Annotated in this window: 24 protein-coding genes; 12 read left to right on the forward strand and 12 right to left on the reverse strand. The window is 42.8% G+C overall.

Translation table 11 applies throughout. The features are described 5' to 3' along the window. Window positions 1-5: 5 nt before the first annotated feature. From B9G53_RS22765 to B9G53_RS22785, 5 genes are all read left to right on the forward strand, one after another. A complete protein-coding gene (locus tag B9G53_RS22765; protein ID WP_094535757.1) occupies window positions 6-1,511 on the forward strand; it encodes a radical SAM protein in 1,506 nt (501 codons plus the stop codon). Between the two features lie 124 nt (window positions 1,512-1,635). After that, complete coding sequence (locus B9G53_RS28755) at window positions 1,636-1,896, forward strand: hypothetical protein (RefSeq protein ID WP_254923776.1); 261 nt, start codon at window positions 1,636-1,638, stop codon at window positions 1,894-1,896. Between the two features lie 318 nt (window positions 1,897-2,214). Beyond that, a complete protein-coding gene (locus B9G53_RS22775; protein WP_094535736.1) occupies window positions 2,215-2,574 on the forward strand; it encodes a hypothetical protein in 360 nt (119 codons plus the stop codon). A 44-nt stretch (window positions 2,575-2,618) separates the two neighbouring features. Beyond that, window positions 2,619-3,647, forward strand: a complete 1,029-nt coding sequence (locus B9G53_RS22780) for a tetratricopeptide repeat protein (RefSeq protein WP_094535737.1) — start codon at window positions 2,619-2,621, stop codon at window positions 3,645-3,647. Window positions 3,648-3,716: 69 nt separating this feature from the next. Continuing rightward, a complete protein-coding gene (locus B9G53_RS22785; RefSeq protein WP_094535738.1) occupies window positions 3,717-4,046 on the forward strand; it encodes a hypothetical protein in 330 nt (109 codons plus the stop codon). 21 nt (window positions 4,047-4,067) lie between these two features. On the opposite strand, the gene B9G53_RS22790 is transcribed toward B9G53_RS22785, so the two are convergent. Beyond that, complete coding sequence (locus B9G53_RS22790; protein ID WP_094535739.1) at window positions 4,068-4,292, reverse strand: hypothetical protein; 225 nt, start codon at window positions 4,290-4,292, stop codon at window positions 4,068-4,070. Between the two features lie 236 nt (window positions 4,293-4,528). Here B9G53_RS22790 and B9G53_RS22795 point away from each other — a divergent pair, with 236 nt between their 5' ends. Together B9G53_RS22795 and B9G53_RS22800 are read left to right on the forward strand one after the other, a co-directional pair. Then, entirely contained in the window at window positions 4,529-5,527 is a 999-nt protein-coding gene (locus B9G53_RS22795; protein ID WP_094535740.1) for a PRC-barrel domain-containing protein, read from the forward strand. After that, window positions 5,527-6,303: a photosystem II S4 domain protein gene (locus tag B9G53_RS22800; RefSeq protein WP_094535741.1), complete on the forward strand. Its 777-nt coding sequence runs from the start codon at window positions 5,527-5,529 to the stop codon at window positions 6,301-6,303. Before B9G53_RS22795 ends, B9G53_RS22800 begins: the two co-directional genes overlap by 1 nt. A 134-nt stretch (window positions 6,304-6,437) precedes the next feature. Here the strand turns inward: B9G53_RS22800 and B9G53_RS22805 are convergent, their stop codons facing one another. After that, window positions 6,438-6,854: a type II toxin-antitoxin system VapC family toxin gene (locus B9G53_RS22805; protein WP_094535742.1), complete on the reverse strand. Its 417-nt coding sequence runs from the start codon at window positions 6,852-6,854 to the stop codon at window positions 6,438-6,440. Continuing rightward, a complete protein-coding gene (locus tag B9G53_RS22810) occupies window positions 6,847-7,086 on the reverse strand; it encodes a hypothetical protein (protein ID WP_094535743.1) in 240 nt (79 codons plus the stop codon). Before B9G53_RS22810 ends, B9G53_RS22805 begins: the two co-directional genes overlap by 8 nt. On the opposite strand from B9G53_RS22810, the gene B9G53_RS22815 reads away from it, so the two are divergent. Next, entirely contained in the window at window positions 7,085-7,357 is a 273-nt protein-coding gene (locus B9G53_RS22815; RefSeq protein WP_094535744.1) for a hypothetical protein, read from the forward strand. The two genes, B9G53_RS22810 and B9G53_RS22815, sit on opposite strands and share 2 nt — an antisense overlap. A 99-nt stretch (window positions 7,358-7,456) precedes the next feature. On the opposite strand, the gene B9G53_RS22820 is transcribed toward B9G53_RS22815, so the two are convergent. The 3 genes from B9G53_RS22820 to B9G53_RS22830 form a co-directional block, all read right to left on the reverse strand. Then, the gene (locus B9G53_RS22820; RefSeq protein ID WP_094535745.1) at window positions 7,457-8,701 is read right to left on the reverse strand and encodes a hypothetical protein; all 1,245 of its coding nucleotides are present in this window, start codon (window positions 8,699-8,701) and stop codon (window positions 7,457-7,459) included. A 137-nt stretch (window positions 8,702-8,838) separates the two neighbouring features. Continuing rightward, a complete protein-coding gene (locus B9G53_RS22825; protein ID WP_094535746.1) occupies window positions 8,839-8,985 on the reverse strand; it encodes a DUF29 family protein in 147 nt (48 codons plus the stop codon). A 27-nt stretch (window positions 8,986-9,012) separates the two neighbouring features. Next, window positions 9,013-9,222: a type II toxin-antitoxin system BrnA family antitoxin gene (locus B9G53_RS22830; protein WP_254923777.1), complete on the reverse strand. Its 210-nt coding sequence runs from the start codon at window positions 9,220-9,222 to the stop codon at window positions 9,013-9,015. A 54-nt stretch (window positions 9,223-9,276) separates the two neighbouring features. Here B9G53_RS22830 and B9G53_RS22835 point away from each other — a divergent pair, with 54 nt between their 5' ends. Both B9G53_RS22835 and B9G53_RS22840 read left to right on the forward strand, forming a co-directional pair. Next, a complete protein-coding gene (locus B9G53_RS22835; RefSeq protein ID WP_094535747.1) occupies window positions 9,277-9,516 on the forward strand; it encodes a hypothetical protein in 240 nt (79 codons plus the stop codon). After that, on the forward strand, window positions 9,513-9,914 hold the full coding sequence (locus tag B9G53_RS22840; RefSeq protein WP_094535748.1) for a type II toxin-antitoxin system VapC family toxin: 402 nt from the start codon (window positions 9,513-9,515) through the stop codon (window positions 9,912-9,914). Before B9G53_RS22835 ends, B9G53_RS22840 begins: the two co-directional genes overlap by 4 nt. Before the next feature lie 35 nt (window positions 9,915-9,949). Here B9G53_RS22840 and gltB read toward each other — a convergent pair whose 3' ends face one another. Beyond that, complete coding sequence (gene gltB, locus B9G53_RS22845) at window positions 9,950-14,539, reverse strand: glutamate synthase large subunit (protein WP_094535749.1); 4,590 nt, start codon at window positions 14,537-14,539, stop codon at window positions 9,950-9,952. Window positions 14,540-15,061: 522 nt separating this feature from the next. Between gltB and B9G53_RS22850 the strand changes: the two genes are divergently transcribed. Then, a complete protein-coding gene (locus tag B9G53_RS22850) occupies window positions 15,062-15,433 on the forward strand; it encodes a DUF2809 domain-containing protein (RefSeq protein ID WP_094535750.1) in 372 nt (123 codons plus the stop codon). Window positions 15,434-15,557: 124 nt separating this feature from the next. On the opposite strand, the gene B9G53_RS22855 is transcribed toward B9G53_RS22850, so the two are convergent. Next, on the reverse strand, window positions 15,558-16,184 hold the full coding sequence (locus tag B9G53_RS22855; protein ID WP_094535751.1) for a lysozyme inhibitor LprI family protein: 627 nt from the start codon (window positions 16,182-16,184) through the stop codon (window positions 15,558-15,560). A 328-nt stretch (window positions 16,185-16,512) separates the two neighbouring features. On the opposite strand from B9G53_RS22855, the gene B9G53_RS22865 reads away from it, so the two are divergent. Further along, on the forward strand, window positions 16,513-16,956 hold the full coding sequence (locus B9G53_RS22865) for a hypothetical protein (protein ID WP_141211863.1): 444 nt from the start codon (window positions 16,513-16,515) through the stop codon (window positions 16,954-16,956). Window positions 16,957-16,958: 2 nt separating this feature from the next. Here B9G53_RS22865 and B9G53_RS22870 read toward each other — a convergent pair whose 3' ends face one another. From B9G53_RS22870 to B9G53_RS22885, 4 genes are all read right to left on the reverse strand, one after another. Then, window positions 16,959-17,705 carry a cytochrome c biogenesis protein CcdA gene (locus tag B9G53_RS22870; protein WP_176453322.1) on the reverse strand — a complete coding sequence of 249 codons (747 nt, stop codon included), beginning with the start codon at window positions 17,703-17,705 and terminating at the stop codon, window positions 16,959-16,961. Window positions 17,706-18,006: 301 nt separating this feature from the next. After that, the gene (locus B9G53_RS22875; RefSeq protein WP_094535754.1) at window positions 18,007-18,738 is read right to left on the reverse strand and encodes a methyltransferase domain-containing protein; all 732 of its coding nucleotides are present in this window, start codon (window positions 18,736-18,738) and stop codon (window positions 18,007-18,009) included. Between the two features lie 68 nt (window positions 18,739-18,806). After that, the gene (locus B9G53_RS22880) at window positions 18,807-19,919 is read right to left on the reverse strand and encodes a type III polyketide synthase (protein ID WP_094535755.1); all 1,113 of its coding nucleotides are present in this window, start codon (window positions 19,917-19,919) and stop codon (window positions 18,807-18,809) included. A 428-nt stretch (window positions 19,920-20,347) separates the two neighbouring features. After that, window positions 20,348-20,869: a transposase gene (locus B9G53_RS22885; RefSeq protein WP_094535756.1), complete on the reverse strand. Its 522-nt coding sequence runs from the start codon at window positions 20,867-20,869 to the stop codon at window positions 20,348-20,350. Window positions 20,870-21,009: the final 140 nt, after the last annotated feature.

The raw sequence follows: 21,009 nt of genomic DNA on the forward strand, positions 1-21,009 counted from the left end.
TTCCGATCTTAGGCTATCAAGGAGTTTGGGCAAACCTAGCCACGCGATCGCAAGTTAATGTCAGTCGTTGGTTTACCGATGCCCATGAGGATTTACCGCGTCAGATTGAGATATTGGGTTTTTCATTTTCGTGGGAACTGGATTACGTCAATATTCTTGCTGCACTGAAAAAATTTGAGATTCCCATTGATACTTGCGATCGCACTGATGAGCATCCATTAGTATTTGGTGGGGGACCTGTTCTCACCGCTAATCCTGAGCCATTTGCCGCATGGTTTGATATTGTGCTACTCGGTGATGGCGAAGAATTAATTGGGAACTTCCTCAATGCCTATCAAGAAGTGCGTCATGCTAGCCGTGAAGTGAAATTACGCCATTTAGCAAAACTAGATGGAATTTATGTTCCGCAGTTCTATACAGTTACCTACGAATCTGATGATGGTGCGATCGCTTCCATTCAACCCACTGATTCCGATATTCCTGCCACAGTTCATAAACAAACCTACAAAGGCAATACGCTCTCAGCTTCTACAGTTGTGACCGAAAAAGCTGCATGGGAAAGTATCTTCATGGTGGAAGTGGTGCGGAGTTGCCCAGAAATGTGTCGCTTTTGTTTAGCGAGTTATCTCACGCTTCCCTTTCGGACTGCTAGTTTGGAGTCAAGTCTGATGCCAGCGATCGCGAAAGGGCTAACTGTAACCAAACGTCTAGGTTTGCTCGGTGCATCAATTACCCAACATCCTGAATTTGATACTTTACTGGATCATCTCGCCCAGCCACAGTTTGATGATGTGCGCCTCAGTCTTGCCTCTGTGCGTACCAACACACTGACAGAGAAATTAGCAAGAATTCTCTCTACCCGTGATAGTCGGTCTGTTACTATTGCCATTGAAAGTGGTTCTGAACGTTTGCGGGAAATCATTAATAAGAAGTTGCATAATGATGAAATCAAGCAAGCGGCAATTAATGCTCAGGCTGGTGGTTTGAAGTCTCTGAAGCTCTATGGGATGGCAGGTGTGCCAATGGAAAATGATGATGATATCGAGCAAACCATCGAAATGCTAATTTCTCTGCGTAAGATTGCGCCAAAATTAAAGATTACTTTTGGTTGCAGCACTTTTGTTCCGAAATCCCATACGCCTTGGCAATGGCAGGGTGTCAGCACTTCCGCTGAGAAGAAAATGCAGTATTTCCGTAAGAAGCTATTACCGAAAGGGATAGATTTTCGTCCTGAGAGTTACAAAGATTCGCTGGTGCAAGCGCTTATTTCGAGAGGCGATCGCCGTTTGACTAAGTTATTGATTTTGGCTTGTAGCTATAGTGATGGGGATGTACCGAGTGATGGTTCTTACAAACGCGCCTTTAAGGAATTGCGGGGGCAGTTGCCACCCCTTGCTTGGTATGTGCATGAGGATTGGGATGTTAATCAAGTTTTGCCTTGGCAGCATCTGCGGAGTGCGTTGCCTGTGGAGACGTTGATCAAGCATCGTGAATCTTCTTTTGCTAACTGAGAAGTGTTACTGGATCGCTAGTGTGGACTTGCGATCGCCTATCGCACAACCTAACAATTACCAAAATGTGCTGATATAATATTTTCATGTAATTTGATTGGGATAACCACAAAGCAGTAGATATATGCAGTCATCGGATCTAGAAATGGAAGATGAGCTTAGACCAGAGTATGACCTCAAAAGTATGAGTGTTAGAAAGCTGGGCGCTGGGCGATGTGATGTTGCGGGAACGTCTATGCAAGACGATTCAGAGAACGCTGAAAAAATTGCGGCTTTGATGACTGAGGGATATCTTAAGGAACTGGCTAAGAGGGGAAGTCGGGCAAAGTATGAGGCGATTCTGGCTAAGGTTCCAGATGTTGAGCCAGAAGTATATGATCGATAGGCGATCGGCTAAAATATCCGTCAGAACAAGTAACGTGATCGCCCTCACATAATCTACATCATCACAATGTACTGATATGAAGATGGTGTAATGAGATCGCCATTCCTGCAATAGTGTTAGCCGTTCTTAAAATATTTTTAAAGCAAAATTTTAGATTAACTTTTGTAAAATAAAAATCATTATAGTAAATTAAACCATGATAAGATTATATGATAGTCAGATTTTTTTTAGGAGTAGTTACTTAAAATGTGGGGGCTAAGGCAAGTGTCATTTAATCGGTATTCCTCTATCTGTTTAATTTTTACGTTGATAAGCTGTTTGCTTATTAGCTGTGAAAGTAAGGTTAGTCAATGTGGAAAGTTACAACAGGTTATTGCTAAAGAGAAAACTCTTTCAACCTCAGCTAATCCTGATGCACTAGCAGATCTAGCCACTAAGTTGGATGGAGTTACGGCAGAGCTTGAGAGCGTAAAAATTGGGGATGGAAATCTACAAAATAGCCAGAAGAATCTGGTCGGTAGTTATAAAAATCTTGCTCAATCAGTTCGTAATGTGACCACAGAGATTGATAAGGCTGAAGTAAAAAGCATTAAGACTTCTCTTAACTCTCTAGAACGTGTTACAGAGGAAAAGCAATCTTTTGTCAATGAGATTAATAATTACTGTGCAATCCAATAGTCGTTTGTCCACTTAAAATAGATGTTTATGGAGTGAGTTGAGTTATGATAGAAACTTGCAGTTGGTGCAAACGAGAATTTGAAAAAGGTTTTTTTGCCGATGCCATTGACAAACGGAGTGTATTTGAGACATTACTTAACTTAAATGTTTTTTGCTCGCCACAATGTAAAAGTCAATACATGGCTTCCAGAGGAGCTTCTTATAATGGTAACAGAGGGAAGCCTTTAATAATATCAGCAGGAAACATTGCGCTATCAATTCTAGGTGTTTCCATAACATTGCTTGTTTTAGTCTCTAACAAAAATAACAGTAAAGCACCGATTTCAAACGCATCTTCAACGCCTGCTACAATACAGCAACCTATTGATCCTGCTTATGATGAGTACATGAGGATCGGATATCAACTTACCGAAGAGAAAGATTACGAAAATGCTCTAGTCAATTTTGAAAAAGCTCTTGCAATTAATCCTAATGATACCTATGCGTCAAAAGCAATTGAGAATGTTAAGGGCTTCATATCTGAAAAAAAATATTATGAGTATATGAACTTGGGATATAGCTTAGTCAGCAAAAAAGACAGTTTGGGCGCAATCGAAAATTTTAGCAAAGCTCTTAATATGCGACCACGAGACTTTAAAGCAAGAGAAGCTATTGCTAATGTGCGATATGAGCAATATATGCAGTTAGGCGATAATTTTATCGAAAGTAAAGATTATAAAGCTGCTCTAGTCACTTTTGAGATGGCGGAGAAAAATCAGCCTAAAGCTTTTGCTCAGACAAAACAGGATAAAAATTCTAAAGCATTTAAAAGTATATTAAGTGCCGCAAAGTTAACAGCAATCGATCTAATCAAGGCAGAACCAACTTCTGAGACGAAAGAGATTCAACCTAAAAACAAAGTTCAATTTGGTTTATATCTTGACCTCAACTCCCAAATCGAGAATGAGCAAAATTTTGAAGATAGCTTTCTAATTCTTTCAAAAGCGTTTCAGGAAAATCCAAGTGAACAAAAGGTAAAGACAGCCTTTCAGAAAACAGTAAAACAAATAGCTGCTAGCTATATTCGTAGATAGTTCAATTCCTGATTATGTAAAGAGCGTTATATTTTTTAACGCTCTTTTTGCTTTTCCGAGAGGTATAAAATGATCGAATTATTTGAGATTTTGCAAAAAGTTGAGAAGAACTCAGGAATGTATTTGGGTCGTCAATCCGTTAGCGATCTATTTATGTTTCTAGCTGGATATGAATTTGCACGAAGTCAGATTAATGAAGAACTTACCCAAGAAGAAGAAGACTTTTATAACGATTTTCAGCCTTGGCTACAGCAAAAACTAGGCGTAAGATCCGTTACATCATGGGCAAAACTAATCATGCTTTCCTGTCACGATGAAAAGACAGGCTTTGAAATGTTTTTTAAATTCCTGAAAGAGTTTCAAGTACGAGATCAAGTTAAAGCAGCAGTAACGGCTTAGTTGATAGAAATCAATTTCTCTCTAAATTGAGGCTTTCTTGATCAGATAATTTACATAATCTTCCTTAGCATCAAGTTCATCCATTCTCGCCGAACTTTTAGCTACACCTCTAAGGCTCGACAGATTACCACGTTTTACAATTGGTTGAGACTCGCGTTTTAGAGACTCTAGGAGAGTTTGCACCAACTTCCAGCGATCGCTAATTGGCAATTGCAACACTTGTTTTTGTAGTTCTTGTAATGTCATAGCAAAGAATTTAAAGCCTACTTTCACACGGTTTCTATGTTTTTCATACCATTAATTCAATGACCAGAGCCTGATTGACACAATAGGCGATCGCCCGAACAACCGACCGAACAAACGTTAAGATACCGACGGGGATCTAGTCTGCTAAGATCAGGGCTAGGTATTTACCGTCCTGTTTAGTTCATGCCCCACCCGTTAGGGATTGTTTGGGAATCTTTTAGAGCCACGTCACCGCCATGATGCAATCGGAAAATCTTCGTCAACGTGCCGCCGTATTGGGTTTGCAAGTCTTTAGCAAGCGCTCAGCCGTGCGGCTTGGCATCGTCACCCAAATCTGGCTAGATGTCGATCAGAGGCGGGTCGTCGGCATGACCGTCGCCGAAAGATTTGTCCCAGGTACACCGATCGGCATAGGTGACACATTTTTCATGTCCCTTGACAATATTGACTTGCTGGGGCCAGATGCCATCTTGGTAGATGACGAGTCGGTACTCGAAGATATTTTAATTACTGAGCGCTACACCACCCTGATCAACAACGAAGTAGTCACAGAATCAGGTGAATTGCTTGGTAAAGTACGCGATTTTAAATTTGACCCAGAGACGGGTGATTTACTTTTCTTAATCGTTGCCTCCATCGGTAACCCAATTATTCCCGCCAGCTTGATTAGCACCTATGAGCTTGATGTCAATGAAATCATCGCCGTAGGGCGCGATCGCATTATTGTCACCGAGGGCATGGAAGATCGGATGACCCAGCTTAGCAAAGGCTTGCTAGAGCGTCTAGGACTAGGTAAAGCGCCTTGGGAAGATGACTTCGAGGATGACTACATGCCACCATCCACCACCATTCGCGACAATGCCCTGTCATCTGGCACAAGAAGCACCTATTCACCACCACCGCAGCAACAACGTCCTGTCTATCGTCAAGAACAATCATGGGACGATGGCGATAATTGGGCTGAGGAGCGCATACCTGTAAATCCACCGCAGCAACAACGTCGCCAAGCCAGAGCCGAAGTCCGTCCTGAGCCAACGCGCCCGATCGCCCCACCACCTGCCCCCATCGATAACTACGATGACGAGTATGATGATTTTGAAGACGACTTTTTAGACACACCGAAAACTAACTTTCGTAACGAAACCCAACAGCAGATCCGTGATGCTTGGGGCGAAACCAAAATTCCTGACAAGTCCAAACAACGCATTCCCGAAGAGGAATTTGACGAAATTTAATGCTACCTCGTGACCTATTGAATCATGTTGAAAATCGCGATACCCTTAGCCGATTGCTGGATTTAGGTGATCGCGCTATCCAGACATGGGATGTCGTATGCAGTGATTTTCTATCACCACCCGAAATTACGGAAGCACTACAAGTATTCGGCAAAATGACCGAAATCCATTGCCTAGCATGGGGTGGTTATGAACAAGCCGAACGCCAAAGATTAGCGATCGCCCGTTCTGAGTTGCCCCTCGATCAGTCAATGGTCAGTCTTACACCCATATCGATTTCTGGAAACTTCCTATTTGACACCGCAACCCATCGCGATTTTTTGGGTGCGCTCCTTGGTACGGGTATCGAGCGTCAAAAGGTCGGTGATGTCAATGTCTTAGGCGAAAAAGGCGCACAGGCAATCGTCGTTCCAGAACTCATGGAATACTTACAGCTTCACTTCACCCAAGTCCGCACAGTTCCCGTCAAGGTCAATGTGATCGCTTGGGAAGAGTTAAAAATTCGCATCCCCGTCACCAAAGAACTCACTTCCACTGAAGCTTCCCTACGATTAGATGCGATCGCTTCTTTCGGCTTTGGGATGTCGCGCAGCAAAATGGTGGATCTAATCAACGGCGAAGATGTGCGAGTCAATTGGAAAACAGTTTCTCAGCCGAACTATCAACTAAAATCTGGTGATCTCATTGCCATTCGCGGCAAAGGCAGAGTCACGATTGGCGAAATTATGATTACCAAAAAGGAACGCTATCGAGTGCAAATGACGCGCTCTGTTTAACGTAAAAAATCTAGGTGCATGACAACAATAGTTGGGGAAGAGAGAGCTATAAAATAGCGATCGCCTAGAATATCCATGCTCTTACCACACAAGCGATCGCCCCTCTACAAATCAACAACATCAAAAAGCGATCGCTATTTCAATAAACGAATAAATCCTGCTTGTTCAAAATGGTGATCGCTTGTCAGAGATTCAGAAATTTTGCGTTCTTGCATGACAATGAAACTTGAGCAATCAACTAGACTCCACTCTTTATCTTGTCTTTGCGTTAAGAGTTCCCATGCTTTTGTATCTATCTCTTTGCTGATATGGATAACTTCTACATACGGAGAAGTTTTTAGGCTTTGGATAAAGGCGATCGCTTTTGGTCTAGGAATGCGAAGGGGACTAGAAAGCAGTGCGACAAGTTCTGTAATGATATAGCTTGTCGTGATAATTGTGTGTTTTTGAGAACGCGCATTTTGATATATTTTCACGCTGAGAGGGTGGAAAGGCTGACTGATATCTATCAGATTTGCCCAGCCTGACGTATCGATAAATAGCTCAGACATTATGGTTTTCTAGTAATTCTTGTCCAAGATAGCGATCGTGATTTTCGCCCCAGTCAGGAATGTCGCTCTGGAAAGCGCCGATAAACACTTCTAAAGGATCATCGGTAAAACTTTGTATGCTTTGTCCCAATAATTTAGTGATTAACTCTTGTGGAGATTGTCCTGCTTTTGCAGCAGCTTTTTGCAAAGACTCGTAGATATTTTGTGGTAGCTCTAGAGTGATTGTAGTCATGGTTTTAGCCAAATTAGCCTTTGATATTCATTTTATCAGATCACCCCTAATCCCAAGCAAAAAGCGATCACCCCCACTCTTATCAAAAAGCGATCGCCTCTCAACAAACCAACAACACCAAACAGCGATCGCCCCTAATCTCAATCAAACAGCGATCGCCTCAATCATCCCTACTTTCACCACACAAGCGATCGCCCCTCAACAAGCCAACAATATCAAAACAGCGATTACCTCTAATCTCAATCAAAAACAGAATTTTTTTTATGATTGATCTCTGTCCGCGAGCCGAACAAGATTACTTGAGAGACTTCAGGAAATTCTCGAATCGCTTCATTAATATAAATAAAATCTTGCTCCATTAATCTATATTTCATAGATTCTTAATCTTATTCTGCAAGTATCCATATATTTTTGATATGAATTTAAAATATTTATTCCTAAATTGGGGTTCTATATCAGTCTCTATGTTCTCATTATATGAATAAGGACTGTATTCATTAGAAGTCAAATTATATTCGTTATATGTTTCAGCACGAATACAGAAGCTCGTGAACTCTCGTAAATTATGAATTGGTGCAAGTGACATAGGCGAAAGAACACCATTATCAGACGAAGATTTTAACTGTGGAATTACTGTGCCATTGTATGATCTCGAAGAAAGTAATCGTCCAGAGTGGAGATATTTAGAACGGTTATTATATAATTCCTTAATCAGGCTAGCAATGATAGTTCCATTATGACGTTCCATAAATTCTACAACGCGAGATGATATGCGACGCTGTGGTTGACTACAAGTAGGGCAATTCGACGGAGGAGAGGAATTTATTAAAGAAAGGACTTCAACTGATGAAATGTAGAGAACCATTGCTATTTCTGATATAGATTCTGTTTGCGAATAAACAGAATCTCGCTCTTGGGAAGAACGCGCTGAGTGAAAGTGATGGCAAGCATCTAAAATGAATTGTTTATTCTTATTTATATTGCTTTGAACTATATCTTCAATAAGTTTTAAGCAGTGGTCAGGTAACATAAGCTTATTTTCTACGATTGGATATCCATCAAGCCAATCATGATTAAGCATTGATTTTCTTGGTTGAGGATAATTAAGTAAGGTCACACATTTTCTAGGCTTGCCTATGTCAAAGAAAAGATTTGTGAATGCTGATAGTACATCCACAATAGGGCGTGCATATAGCATAAACTGATGATTTGCATCAGCATCATCGAAAGCTTGAATTTTAATCTGTAAATCGGTTTTGCAAAGATTTCGAGAAAGAAAGGGAAATATGTTGGTCTTTTGTGCATCATGTGTAAGGAGAGAGAATACTTCTAAGCTTTGGCAACTCTGGAATTGAAAACCGTAAGGAACAATTATCTCAGCAGAAACATAAAACTCGCATTCAGAAGCATTTTCAGCGACTCTTACACAATATTTGAATCTATCCACAGGAAATTCTGTTTTATCAAAAACATCCTCAAAAACAACACTTTCAATAATCCCTTTTTTCTTATACATAATGCCAATATGGATCGTAAAAGAAAGCGCAAGATCTGCGTAACCAAAATAGATTACACGACGAGAGCCATCTTTCCTTGGACTATATTGCCAAGCCAATTTCCCAAACTCTAAGCGTAATGTAGCCCAAAGCGCACGAAGGAATCGATTACTAGATGGTTCATCAACAGGCTTGTTTTAGGGGGATTGCAATACTTTTCATTGAGTAAATAGTAATGGATAATCTATTAAAGCGGCTAAAAATATTGTGGATCGAGGATTTGGGTGATCGAATAGGGACAATCTGAGGGCAAATCTGGATAATGGAGAGGTATTTCTCGCACAACCAAAGCAAGAGCTATTTCATAGGTATCAATTATTGCTTGGTCGAGATAAGACTTCAAGAATTAACAGTAACTTTTTCTAATCTTTCAGCAAACTAGAACTTTATTATAGATTGACGGTCTACGTCTAACGTGTAACCTTACCGACTCTCTATCAAGGGCAGCAATCATCCACTGGGGTAAATTGATAGCAACAGACTGAGTTTCTAAATCAGGACGTTTTAAAGTCGTAAGATCAAATAAATCTAAGACATCTTCGCCATCATCAAACTTTTTATCTAACTCTTCAGCTTTCATATAGCTTCACCTTATTATCAAAGCCTGTACAATAAAAATAAAACCTCAGCCTATATGAATCAACTGCTCGAAAAAGCCTTTGTTGCTGCTGCCAAGCTGCCTCAGGATAGCCAAACCAGACTAGCACAACTCATATTGCAAGAAATTGCCAACCAGCAGTCTACCAACCTCAAAAAGCCTCGTATGCTTAGCCCTGTTACCAAAGGGAGCAATTACACCGATACGTCTATTAATCATGACGTAGTTCTAGCAGAATCTCTCTATAACCACAAAATCTCTCATTCTCAAGCATGAGTAGAGTAGTTGCCGACACAGGCATTTTTTATGCGTTACTAGATAACAAAGACAGCTATCATCAACGCGCTCAATCTGAGATGCAAAAAATTGTTGATGCTAACACGACTATCTATGTGCCGTTTCCAGTATTTCTTGAAACTTATAGCTTGCTGCTTTATCGACTTGGCTTTCTAGCCGCAAAGGAATTTACAGAATATTGTCTTGATTGCGTTGAGCTTTTAAATCCAACCCAAGAGGACTATCTTCAAGCTAAAGAGAAAGTCATGCAGTATCCAGATCAGACGATTACTCTCGTAGATGCCACAACAGCAGTATTATCGGCAAAAATGAATATTCCTATTTGGACATACGACTATCACTTTGATGTCATGGCAAGTCTAGTATGGCGAGAATAAGAGACAAGGGGCTTAAGCCCCTTGTCTCTTGTTATTTAGCTGCCACCGATACGGGCAACATCACGAGAGTTGGCTTCAAAGGCGGCGTTCAGGGCATCATCACCACTCAAACCATCTTCCAATGCTTCCTTAATCGCTTGCAATACCCGCTTGTAATCCTTCGGCATTACCTTCACGAATTTAGGAACGATCGCATTCCAATCAGCGAGAACCTTTGCACCCTTAGCACTCTCGGTATAGTCAACGTGTTGCTGAATCAACTGCTTCAGATCCTTGATTTCTTCAGGATCTTCGAGCTTCTCTAAGCCGACCATTGAAGTATTGCAACGGGTGGCGAAATCACCTGACTCATCGAGAATATAGGCAACACCACCACTCATACCAGCCGCAAAGTTCCGTCCAGTTAAGCCCAAGACAACGACTTTACCGCCAGTCATGTATTCGCAACCGTGATCGCCGATGCCTTCGACTACGGCATTTACGCCAGAGTTACGCACTCCAAAGCGTTCGCCAGCGATACCGCGAATGTAGACTTCGCCACTGGTTGCGCCATAGAGAGCGACGTTACCAGCGATGACATTCTCTTCGGCGACAAAGGTAGAAGCTTTGTCTGGATAGAGAATGATCTTACCGCCGCTAAGTCCTTTGCCAAGGTAGTCGTTGGTGTCGCCTTCGAGTTCCATCGTCACACCAGAGGGAACGAATGCGCCGAAGCTTTGACCAGCCGTACCTTGGAAATGTAGATGCACGGTGTCATCGGGCAGTCCTTCCCAATGGCGCTTAGTGATTTCGTTGCCGAGGATGGTTCCGACAGCACGATTGATATTTTTGATCGGAATAGTCTCTTGAACGGGTTCACCATCAACGATCGCTGCTTGACATAAATCCAACAACACAGTCATATCAAGGGATTTGTCTAAGCCGTGATCCTGTGGAATTTGGCAGTAGCGTCCCACTTCTGCACCAACTTCTGGCTGATAGAGAATCTTGGAGAAGTCTAAGCCCTTCGCTTTCCAATGCTCGACCGCTTGCTTCGCTTCGAGAACTTCAGTACGACCGACCATTTCATCAAGGGTTCGGAAACCGAGTTTCGCCATCAATTCACGAACTTCCATCGCGATGAAGGTCATGAAGTTGACGGTGTGGGCAGGATCACCTGTGAACTTGTCGCGCAATTGTGGATCTTGGGTTGCGACTCCAACAGGGCAGGTGTTGAGATGACAGACGCGCATCATGATACAGCCAAGGGTGACGAGAGGCGCGGTGGCAAAGCCGAACTCCTCTGCACCAAGTAGAGCCGCGATCACGACATCACGACCTGTTTTCATTTGTCCATCGGTTTCCACAACGATGCGGCTACGGAGATTGTTGAGAACGAGGGTTTGGTGGGTTTCCGCGAGTCCAAGTTCCCAAGGTAAGCCAGCGTGCTTGATCGAGGTTTGGGGTGATGCACCAGTACCGCCATCATAGCCAGAGATAAGAACGACATCGGCATGAGCTTTAGAAACCCCTGCGGCGATCGTACCTACGCCCACTTCCGAAACTAGCTTGACGCTGATACGGGCGGCGCGATTGGCATTCTTGAGATCATGAATCAACTCGGCGAGGTCTTCGATGGAGTAGATGTCATGGTGAGGTGGTGGTGAAATCAAGCCGACCCCAGGAGTAGAGTGGCGCACTTTGGCAATCCAAGGATAGACTTTCTTGCCAGGGAGTTGACCACCTTCGCCTGGTTTTGCACCTTGAGCCATCTTGATTTGAATCTCTTTGGCTTGGGAGAGGTAGAGACTAGTTACGCCGAAACGTCCAGAGGCAACCTGTTTGATGGCGCTATTTTTGGAATCGCCTTGCTCGTTTGTCCATGTATAGCGATCGGGATCTTCGCCGCCTTCGCCTGTGTTGGACTTGCCGCCGATGCGATTCATAGCGATCGCCAAAGCTTCATGGGCTTCCTTAGAGATCGAACCGTAGCTCATTGCACCCGTTTTGAAGCGGCTTAAGATTGATTCGATGGGTTCTACTTCATCAATGGAAATAGATTCGCGAGCTTTGAAATCGAGCAAGCCACGCAGGGTGAAATGTTGTTGATTCTGTTCGTTGACAAGTGCCGAATATTTCTTGAACAGTTCATAGTTGCCATCGCGTACTGCTTTTTGCAATGCATGAATAGTTTCAGGGCTGAACAGGTGGGCTTCGCCATCCTTGCGCCATTGATAATCACCGCCGACATCGAGGGTGTTGCCGCTAGCAGGTCGATCGGGGAAGGCATGGGTATGACGAGCGATCGCTTCTTTAGCAATCACTTCCAAATCAGCACCTTCGATACGGGAAGCTGTCCAAGTGAAGTACTTTTTGATCACATCCTGATTGAGTCCAACGGCTTCAAAAATCTGAGCGCCGCGATAGCTTTGGATTGTGGAAATACCAATTTTAGAAGCAACCTTAGTTACGCCCTTAGTTGCCGACTTGATAAAGTTCTTAACCGCAGTTTTGAACTCGACATTTACTAAGAGACGTTGATCGATCATGTCTTTGATCGTTTCAAAGGCAAGATAGGGATTGATTGCGCCGCAACCGTAACCAATCAACAGAGCAAAGTGATGCACTTCTCTGGGTTCACCAGATTCGAGAACTAAACCGACTCTGGTACGGGTTCCTGTGCGGATGAGATGATGATGCAAGCCTGATACAGCTAACAATGCAGGGATAGGTGCATTATCAGGATTCACGCCGCGATCGCTCAGAATTAAAATATTCACACCATCAGCGATCGCTTGGTCAGCCTTAGTACAAATCTCAGTAATTACTGATTCTAATCCAGCAACACCAGATTTAGGATTGAACAAAGTAGAAAGTGTAATTGATTTAAAACCACCTTCATTAATATGCTTCAGTTTTGCAAATTCAGCATCGCTGAGAATCGGAGTTTTTAATTCAATTAAATGACAGCTTTCTGGTTCAGGTTTGAGCAAATTCCGTTCTGCACCAATGGTTGTTTCGGCGGAAGTAATAATTTCTTCGCGAATGGAATCGATAGGAGGATTAGTTACCTGTGCAAATAACTGTTGGAAGTAATCATAGAGAAGTTTAGGGCGATTGGAAAGAACTGCTAGAGGGGTATCCGCTCCCATTGCACCGATCGCTTCCACACCATCCCGCGCCATTGGCGTTAATAGCAGACGCAAATCTTCAAAGGAATAGCCGAAAGCCATTTGCTTCTGAGTTAAAGGAATCGCTTCTGGTTCACTAGCTACACCATCCTTGAGATTAGCGATATCCACCATGTGCTGATTAATCCAGTCACGGTAGGGATGTTCAGTGGCGATTTGATGTTTGATTTCTTCATCAGCAACAATCCGACCTTCTTCCATATTCACGAGGAACATCCGCCCTGGTTGCAGACGACCCTTAGATTCGATCATCTCTGGTGCAATATCCAATACACCTGCTTCCGATGCGAAGATGACTAAATCATCTTTGGTGACGTAATAGCGCGAAGGACGCAAGCCATTACGATCAAGAACTGCGCCGATCATTGTGCCGTCGGTGAAGGCGATCGAGGCAGGTCCATCCCAAGGTTCCATCAAACAGGAATGGTATTCATAAAAGGCTTTTTTCTCATCACTCATGGACTCATGGGCAGTCCAAGGCTCAGGAATCATCATCATCACTGCATGAGGTAGCGATCGCCCAGCCAGTACTAACAATTCCAAAGCGTTATCAAAAATTGTCGAGTCACTACCCTCGATATTGATCACGGGCTTGATTTTAGAAATATCATCGCCAAACAAATCCGACTCAAACATCGACTGACGGGCGATCATCCAGTTGGTATTGCCGCGCAAAGTATTAATTTCACCATTGTGGGCAATGTAGCGGTAAGGGTGCGATCGCTCCCAGCTAGGGAAAGTATTGGTACTAAAGCGGGAGTGAACTAAGGCCAGAGCGCTCTCCATGTCAGGATCACGCAAATCATGGGCGTAGTACATTCCTACTTGCGCCGTCATCAACATCCCTTTATAGACAATCGTGCGACAGGAAAGGCTAGAAGGATACCAGTAAGGGTCAACATTCGCCGCCCTTATTGCGGTATGGGCAAGTTTACGCAGTACAAATAATTTGCGATCAAATGCGAGATCATCAGCAAGATCAGGCGATCGCCCAATAAACACTTGCTGCATAAATGGCTCACTTGATTGAGCAGTCGCACCCAAGGAGGAATTGTCAGTGGGGACATCACGCCATCCCAGTACTTTTAAACCTTCAGCAGCTACCAGCTTTTCAAAAGCTTCTCGCCCATTCTTACGGGTATTAGAATCGGGCGAAGCATAAACCATGCCCACACCGTATTGTCCTGCTTCAGGTAGGGTGATATTTGCTGCCGCCGCCACTTTCACCAAAAACTTATGGGGGATTTGCATCAAAATACCTGCACCATCACCTGTATTTGTCTCGCAACCGCACGCGCCACGGTGTTCCAAGTTCTCTAGAATTGTCAAACCCTGCTCGACGATCGCATGGGATTTTTTTCCTGATTTATGGACAATAAATCCGACCCCACAAGCATCATGTTCAAACTGTGGATCGTATAAACCTTGTTTTAGGGGCAGTGCGTTGCTATTCATCATTGACTGAAAAGGATGGTATTAAAGGATTATGTTAGCTCAGGCGTAATTGAGTAGTTACGATCGCTACTTTGGATTGTACTAATAAATCTATGTCCTAGGTATGAGGTACTAAGGAATTAGTCAAATTCAGTTAGTTATTATCACTATTTTTATTGCAGTTGTTACAAAACTTGACAGGCGATCAAACCTGTAAACGTAAACTCTTCGTAAAAAAGCACTAAAAGTCTCAAAAGTGGCGTTATATAGCAAAAAAAGAGTTAGCTAGTACAAACCAAAACCCAAGAATCGAGTGGCGGCGCTTCGCGCCGCCACTCGATTCTTGGGTTTTATGTCCTAAGCAAAACTTGCTTTACTATAGATATTCATACATCAATTCCCACTCAAATGTTTTTGAAAGCCTTGGGAAGTAACGCTTTCAAAAACATTTCTTGGTTTGAGTTTGACTGCAAAGCGCTGTAATGATCGCTATAAAGCAGGGGTAGGGAAAGATTTTTGATATTAATGTCTTAATTTCGTAACATGCTGACTAATCGGCTCACTTTTAATCGTAAATACTTCTACTTAACAGTTTTATTCTTTTTAATAGAAGTTTATATCGCCATTTTTATCGATGATCAGTTAATTCGCCCCTTTATTGGGGATGTGTTAGTGGTAATTCTGATTTACTGCTTTATTAAATCCTTTTGGAAGATTCGCGCAAAGATAGCAGCGATATCGGTTTTTGGATTTGCCTGTGCGATCGAAGGATTGCAGTATCTAAATTTTGTTGATCGCCTAGGACTAGCACAAAATAAAGTTTTAGCAACTATTTTAGGAACTACCTTTGATTGGAAAGATATTCTTGCCTACGCTCTTGGGACTGTGATTATCTTGGTGTGGGAAAGTCGCTAAAAGTGTTATTTACAGCAATTACCGAGCAAACGAACCACAAGAAAGAACTTGAAAGCATTGCGAAGCAAAGCTTTCAAGTTCTTTCTTGGTTTGGGTTTGAGCGCAAAGCACTGCAAACAGTCATTTATCGAGTGCCAAGCATTGCTTCTAACTGCTGAAGCCGACCTTCGGCTAAGCGATCGCGACATTGTTTGACCGATCGCGAGTTATCCAGAGAAATTAATGATTCAAACTGACAGTGCTGAGCTTGGTAGAGTAACCATTGACGTTGCCCCGCAGAATTCTGCATCTTTTCCTGCTTCAGGATTTTAGATAGCCTTTGAGTCGTGACATCTGATGTAAGTTGAGAATTATTTGTCCCTTGTAAATCAGCTATGCGATCATTAGTCAGTCTCGCTCGGCAACTGAAATACAAGAGAGGATAAATAGAGCCTTTACGGAATGGTTCGCTCAGTTCCTGACAGTGAATATCTCTATAGGAATTCCAAGTTTTTTCGACTGCTTTGAGTTGGGACTGTCTAGCTGTAGGGATCTGACTATAAACTTCGTCATAAATTAGCGATCGCAAGAAATCAGCAGTTTTTGCCCAACGAGAAGCGCAAATGTTTAGGTAAAGCTGAGCTTCTTTTTCGCAGGCTGGGGGAGCAACTCCAAATTGTTGAGATTTCGCGATCGTTTGTGATGCTACAGGTGCGATCGCGATACAGGACAGTCCTAGGGCGATCGCTAAAGAATATAAAATTTTTTTCATATTATGTGGATTATTGGGAATTGCTATACAGCGCCTTGCGCTGATTTAAAACCCAGAAAGATTTTTGAAAGCGTCGCTTCGCGACGCTTTCAAAAATCTTTCTGTACTACTCAAAGCCGCAAAGAACTGGATGTATCTTTCTCAGTTTATTTACAGCAATTACCGATCAAACGAACCACAAGAGGTTTTAAAAAGTTTTGCAAAGCAAAACTTTTTAAACCTCTTGGTTTGGGTTTGAGCGCAAAGCGCGGTAGGACTAGTATATTTGCTTAAAAGATGACATCTCGTAATCCTATAATCTTTATATCTTTTTAACTAATTGCCTAACATGACCATGCCTGATTCCCTGTCACCTCGCGCCGCAATGCTCTCATCCATGCTCTTAGAATTAATCGAGATTTTGCGCGATCGCCAAGGTGACACATGGGCAGCGATCGTGCGCGTTGCTTCTGGGAAATCGGCAACGATCGCGATCGATGAAGCTCGCATCCATGTGCAGGCAGAAGGTGAACAGGAATTAAAAATCACAATTTCCGAAGCTGATCCTGAGGCAAGCAATGACTTTGAAAGCACTGGGCTTGCTTTACGTAACATCATGTTTGGTAAATCTACACTCGAAAAATCTGTCGCTTCTGGCAAAATCTTCATTCGGGCTAGTTTTGGCGATCTATTAAAAATACGTTCAATCGTTACCGCTGTTCTACTTGACACAGAGATCGATCCGAGATTACTCAGTCTTTGGGGAAGATTTGATCAGGAATGGCGGAAATAGATTTAGGCAATCTTGCTCAAAATGGAAAGTGTGCCGAACCCAATCAGAATTATCCCACTTCCCCAATTGAGCCAACTTGACCAACGACGCAATTCCAAGAACTGTTTAATCAGCCCTGTAAATGTCCCTGCGATCGCTAGCGGTAATACAGAGCCGATCGCATAGGCAAGCAGAAATTCTGTACCCACCAGCAAATTTCCTGAGCCAGATACCCAAGCCAAAAGTGTGACTAATACAGGCGTACTACAAGGCGAAGCCACAAACCCAAAAGATAATCCGATTAAAAGCGATCGCAATCCCTGTGGCAAATTTTGAGATACTTCCCAATTCCCAAAACTTGGTAAACGGAAAGAAATTACTTCCAATAGTTGCAATCCCATTGCGATCGCGATCATTCCCATCACCACCGACCAACCCCAAGCCGTTTGTCCATAAATTTTACCGAGAAGCGCGGCGGTCAGTCCAAAACCAGTGAGGGCGATCGCAAAGCCGAGACAAAACCATGCTGATTGCAGCGCCGATGTCCATGTACTTTTAGATTCATAGCCGCCAATATAGCCAATCGTGAGTGGCAACATCGACAGGGTACAAGGGGTCAGACTGGTGACCAGTCCTGCTAAAAACACTACGCCGATACTTGTCCATGAGGCTTGATTGAGTTGGCTATTCACCAAAGCATCAGTCCATTGTTCAAGTTGATAAAACCAGTTTGGTAGACCACCCAAGAAAGTATCAATAAATTGCAGCATCGTGATTATTACTAAACTATTTTTATTCTATAGCTGTCGCCAGTCATGAAGTGAGGGGCGGCGCTTCGCGCCGCCCCTCACTTCTATTTGTCCTAATATAGCTGTCGCCAGTCTTGTTAGGAAATAAAACCCAAATAGTGTGAGGCGGCGCGAAGCGCCGCCTCACACTATTTGGGTTTTGATTTGTCCTGATACAGGTGGCTATAGCTATACAAATGGCGACAGCTATAAGACTTATGCCAAAAGCAAGCCAAGATTTTTTGAAAGCGTCGCTTTCAAAAAATCTTGGCTTGCTTTTGAGCTAAATTGTATGAAGTACCCAACGAAAGGCATAACGCCATTTGAGAGAGAAATCAACTAATCCTGCGGACTCGGCAATATTTTTTAATTCAGGGGATTTAAATCCACGCAAAACCGACAAAGGTGCATCATTGCGAACCATTTGTACCGCAGGTAATAGCCTTGTGAGGGCATAGATTCCATAATAGGCTAGGGGATGCCGATGCAAATCATTAATCAGAATACCTTGTTTGGATATACGCTGCATGGATCGCACAATTTGTACAGCATTCTCATGGGCAAAGTGATGCAAAAACATCGCCGCGATCGCCACATCAAACTCGTCATCTGCGTAGGGTAGCGCCAAGGCATCCGCAACCTCCACTTTGATCTTTGCTTGTAGCTCTGGTGGCAATCGCTTTTTGAGAGCTTCACGGGCATAATCAACGGTTACAGGATTGGCATCGATTGCCACAATTTCGACGTTGATTGCAGGAGACTGAGCCGCAGCCCAACGCACGATATATTCAGGGAAATCACCAATACCAGTGCCGATATCGAGAATGCGCGTGGTTTGATTTGCTTGCGCTCTCTTTTTGAGAAAGGGCGCGAGAACTTCCATCGTGGTGGCATATCCGCCCAGCAGTTGGTTAATGGGGCGCAGTTGTTCTAGGGCATCGGTGAGACGTTCATCCTGAATGGAGAAATCATCCATCAATTCATCTTGATTGGTGCGGATTTGAAATGAAGGCATATATGCTCCTAATTTTTTAAATCAATATTTGTAGCGCTAAGCGCTACAAATATTGATAGTTAGACTTTTTAGACTTTTTGAAATAAACAACCTTCAATCGATAGTCCAGGACCAAAGGCTAAGGCAAGCCCATTTAGAAATGGAGTTGCGCCTACTTGATGCTTGGCTAAAATCTGTTTGAGAATAAATAGAATCGTTGGCGAACTCATATTGCCATAACGTCTCAAAATCTCATAGGAATCGGCAACCATGCGATCGCTAAGCTCACAAGCAGATTGAATCTTTTCAATAATTCTTCTTCCGCCAGGATGAATCGCCCAAAAATCCAGATCCGCTGGGGTGAGATGATATTGACTTAAAAAAGTTTGTAGATAATGAGGCAAAGCCCCCACCACTACATCGGGAACTTTCGGTGATAAACCCATCAAAAAGCCCGTATCACCAATTGTCCAATTCATTAGTTCTTCCGTGTTGTCTATGAGTAAACTCGATCCATCGGTATAGGCAAGCTTGCCTTCAGCTTCAGAAAAGGGACGCGAAGTTAAAATCGCGGCGGCAGCTCCATCGGAAAAGATGGCATTAATAATCGTATTCTCTAGAGTGTCAGCCACTTGAAAATGCAATGAACATAACTCCACACAAACTAAAAGAACTTTTGCCTTGCGATCGCTTTGACAGATCGCATGGGCAGTTCTCAGTCCATTAAAGGCGGCATGACAACCCATAAATCCAATCATCGTCCGAGAAATTGTATAGGAAAGCCCTAGTTGCTTAATTAGGTGAATATCAATACCAGGAGCCGAAAAGCCCGTACAACTGACGACAATTAAATGGGTAATATCTTGAGCACAAAGATCATCTGTTTCTGCGATCACTTGTTGTGCTGCTTGCAGCGCAAGTTTAGGTGCATAGATTTCATATTTTTGATTGCGACTAAAGGTGGTTGGCGTGGGTGTGAGTTCCCAATTATCAGGATATAGTTCAAATTTTTGGAGATCGCCGCCATAGTCTGGAATGCAGCTAAAGCGATAATCGATTCCTGAATTTGCATAAATTGATGGAATTCTTTTTCTAATAGCAGCCGATAAACTTTCTGTCTTTAACATAAAGTCAGCGGCTTCGGATTGCGTGAGCTTATAAGCAGGATTGCTAGTAGCGATCGCTTCTAAAACTGTATACATTTGGTTAAGCCCAATAAACGAATATCACATCAAACTTTTTTATCTTAATCATAGGCAAAGCGATTTATAGCACTTTGCCCTCAATTCTGAACCAATAGATTTTTTAAATGTATTACTTCGCAAGGGATAAATATACAAATCAAACGTTAGCTACAATAAGATGAACTTACATTGTATATCTTTAATCAATTTTCCTAGATGACACTCCTTAGTCCCTCAGATAGAGATGTCACAACCTATAGATGATTTTTGAGGATTTGGAACGGGGTGAGGGAATTGTCGCAGTAATATTCAGGACATTGCACGTATCAGGCTTCTCTCGCCAGATCATCGGAGGGATTTTTGAAAACTAGATGATAACGCAAACGGTTACAGCAGATCTCTAGCCAGTCTTGCCAATCCCCCCGTACCACAGGCAAATAGTTTGGTCATAAAGGAGGATCGATATTTGGATACAGAAGATCGGATTCCCATGATGAGGGATTATTAGCTATGTATTGGCGTAGGCGATCGCAGGTTTCTTGATTGCGAATAATATGTTCATAATAGTTCCGTTGCCATAGTCTGCCCATAAATGGTTGCCATTGTGCCTGATGAATACCATGACGATATTTTGCGGTTGTGAAGGATTTGAACCGATGCATGATTTCTCCTAATGTCATTACAGGTTCTATTTGTGCTGATTTCAGAATGATAATGCCGTGAATATGATTGGGCATTATCACGAAGGCATCTAATTCTATGTTTGGATAATGGAATGGCATTTCTTCCCAAATTGTTTGTACCATTGTTCCCGCAGGATTCGGTATCATGATGCCATCAGCGATCGCGCCTAATAGGGGTTGTCGATGGTTGATGCAAATGGTGATGAAATATGCGCCTGCCTGTGAATAGTCGTATCCTTTGAGACGAATGGAACGGCGATGATGTATGTCTGGATTGTATGGCATGGCGCAATTTTATCGTTGTATTTGAAAATTATCGCCGCATATAAAAATTATTTGCGGTTCGCATAGAAGGGGCGAGCACGGGGGCATCGCCCCTACCGATTTTTGTTTTAAATGGTAAATGGAATATTCTGGCAATAATT

This window comes from Pseudanabaena sp. SR411 (assembly GCF_002251945.1).
GTDB lineage: Bacteria > Cyanobacteriota > Cyanobacteriia > Pseudanabaenales > Pseudanabaenaceae > Pseudanabaena.

Bases quoted from the DNA above. Each gene is read 5' to 3' on its own strand.
- B9G53_RS22855 (WP_094535751.1), bottom strand. From the start codon at position 16,184: ATGAAAAAAATTTTATATTCTTTAGCGATCGCCCTAGGACTGTCCTGT.
- B9G53_RS22785 (WP_094535738.1), top strand. From the start codon at position 3,717: ATGATCGAATTATTTGAGATTTTGCAAAAAGTTGAGAAGAACTCAGGA.
- B9G53_RS28755 (WP_254923776.1), top strand. From the start codon at position 1,636: ATGCAGTCATCGGATCTAGAAATGGAAGATGAGCTTAGACCAGAGTAT.
- B9G53_RS22875 (WP_094535754.1), bottom strand. From the start codon at position 18,738: ATGCCTTCATTTCAAATCCGCACCAATCAAGATGAATTGATGGATGAT.
- B9G53_RS22815 (WP_094535744.1), top strand. From the start codon at position 7,085: ATGGTTTTAGCCAAATTAGCCTTTGATATTCATTTTATCAGATCACCC.
- B9G53_RS22805 (WP_094535742.1), bottom strand. From the start codon at position 6,854: ATGTCTGAGCTATTTATCGATACGTCAGGCTGGGCAAATCTGATAGAT.
- B9G53_RS22840 (WP_094535748.1), top strand. From the start codon at position 9,513: ATGAGTAGAGTAGTTGCCGACACAGGCATTTTTTATGCGTTACTAGAT.
- B9G53_RS22810 (WP_094535743.1), bottom strand. From the start codon at position 7,086: ATGACTACAATCACTCTAGAGCTACCACAAAATATCTACGAGTCTTTG.
- B9G53_RS22885 (WP_094535756.1), bottom strand. From the start codon at position 20,869: ATGCCATACAATCCAGACATACATCATCGCCGTTCCATTCGTCTCAAA.
- gltB (WP_094535749.1), bottom strand. From the start codon at position 14,539: ATGAATAGCAACGCACTGCCCCTAAAACAAGGTTTATACGATCCACAG.
- B9G53_RS22870 (WP_176453322.1), bottom strand. From the start codon at position 17,705: ATGCTGCAATTTATTGATACTTTCTTGGGTGGTCTACCAAACTGGTTT.
- B9G53_RS22835 (WP_094535747.1), top strand. From the start codon at position 9,277: ATGAATCAACTGCTCGAAAAAGCCTTTGTTGCTGCTGCCAAGCTGCCT.
- B9G53_RS22780 (WP_094535737.1), top strand. From the start codon at position 2,619: ATGATAGAAACTTGCAGTTGGTGCAAACGAGAATTTGAAAAAGGTTTT.
- B9G53_RS22795 (WP_094535740.1), top strand. From the start codon at position 4,529: ATGATGCAATCGGAAAATCTTCGTCAACGTGCCGCCGTATTGGGTTTG.
- B9G53_RS22865 (WP_141211863.1), top strand. From the start codon at position 16,513: ATGACCATGCCTGATTCCCTGTCACCTCGCGCCGCAATGCTCTCATCC.
- B9G53_RS22880 (WP_094535755.1), bottom strand. From the start codon at position 19,919: ATGTATACAGTTTTAGAAGCGATCGCTACTAGCAATCCTGCTTATAAG.
- B9G53_RS22800 (WP_094535741.1), top strand. From the start codon at position 5,527: ATGCTACCTCGTGACCTATTGAATCATGTTGAAAATCGCGATACCCTT.
- B9G53_RS22830 (WP_254923777.1), bottom strand. From the start codon at position 9,222: ATGAAAGCTGAAGAGTTAGATAAAAAGTTTGATGATGGCGAAGATGTC.
- B9G53_RS22790 (WP_094535739.1), bottom strand. From the start codon at position 4,292: ATGACATTACAAGAACTACAAAAACAAGTGTTGCAATTGCCAATTAGC.
- B9G53_RS22850 (WP_094535750.1), top strand. From the start codon at position 15,062: ATGCTGACTAATCGGCTCACTTTTAATCGTAAATACTTCTACTTAACA.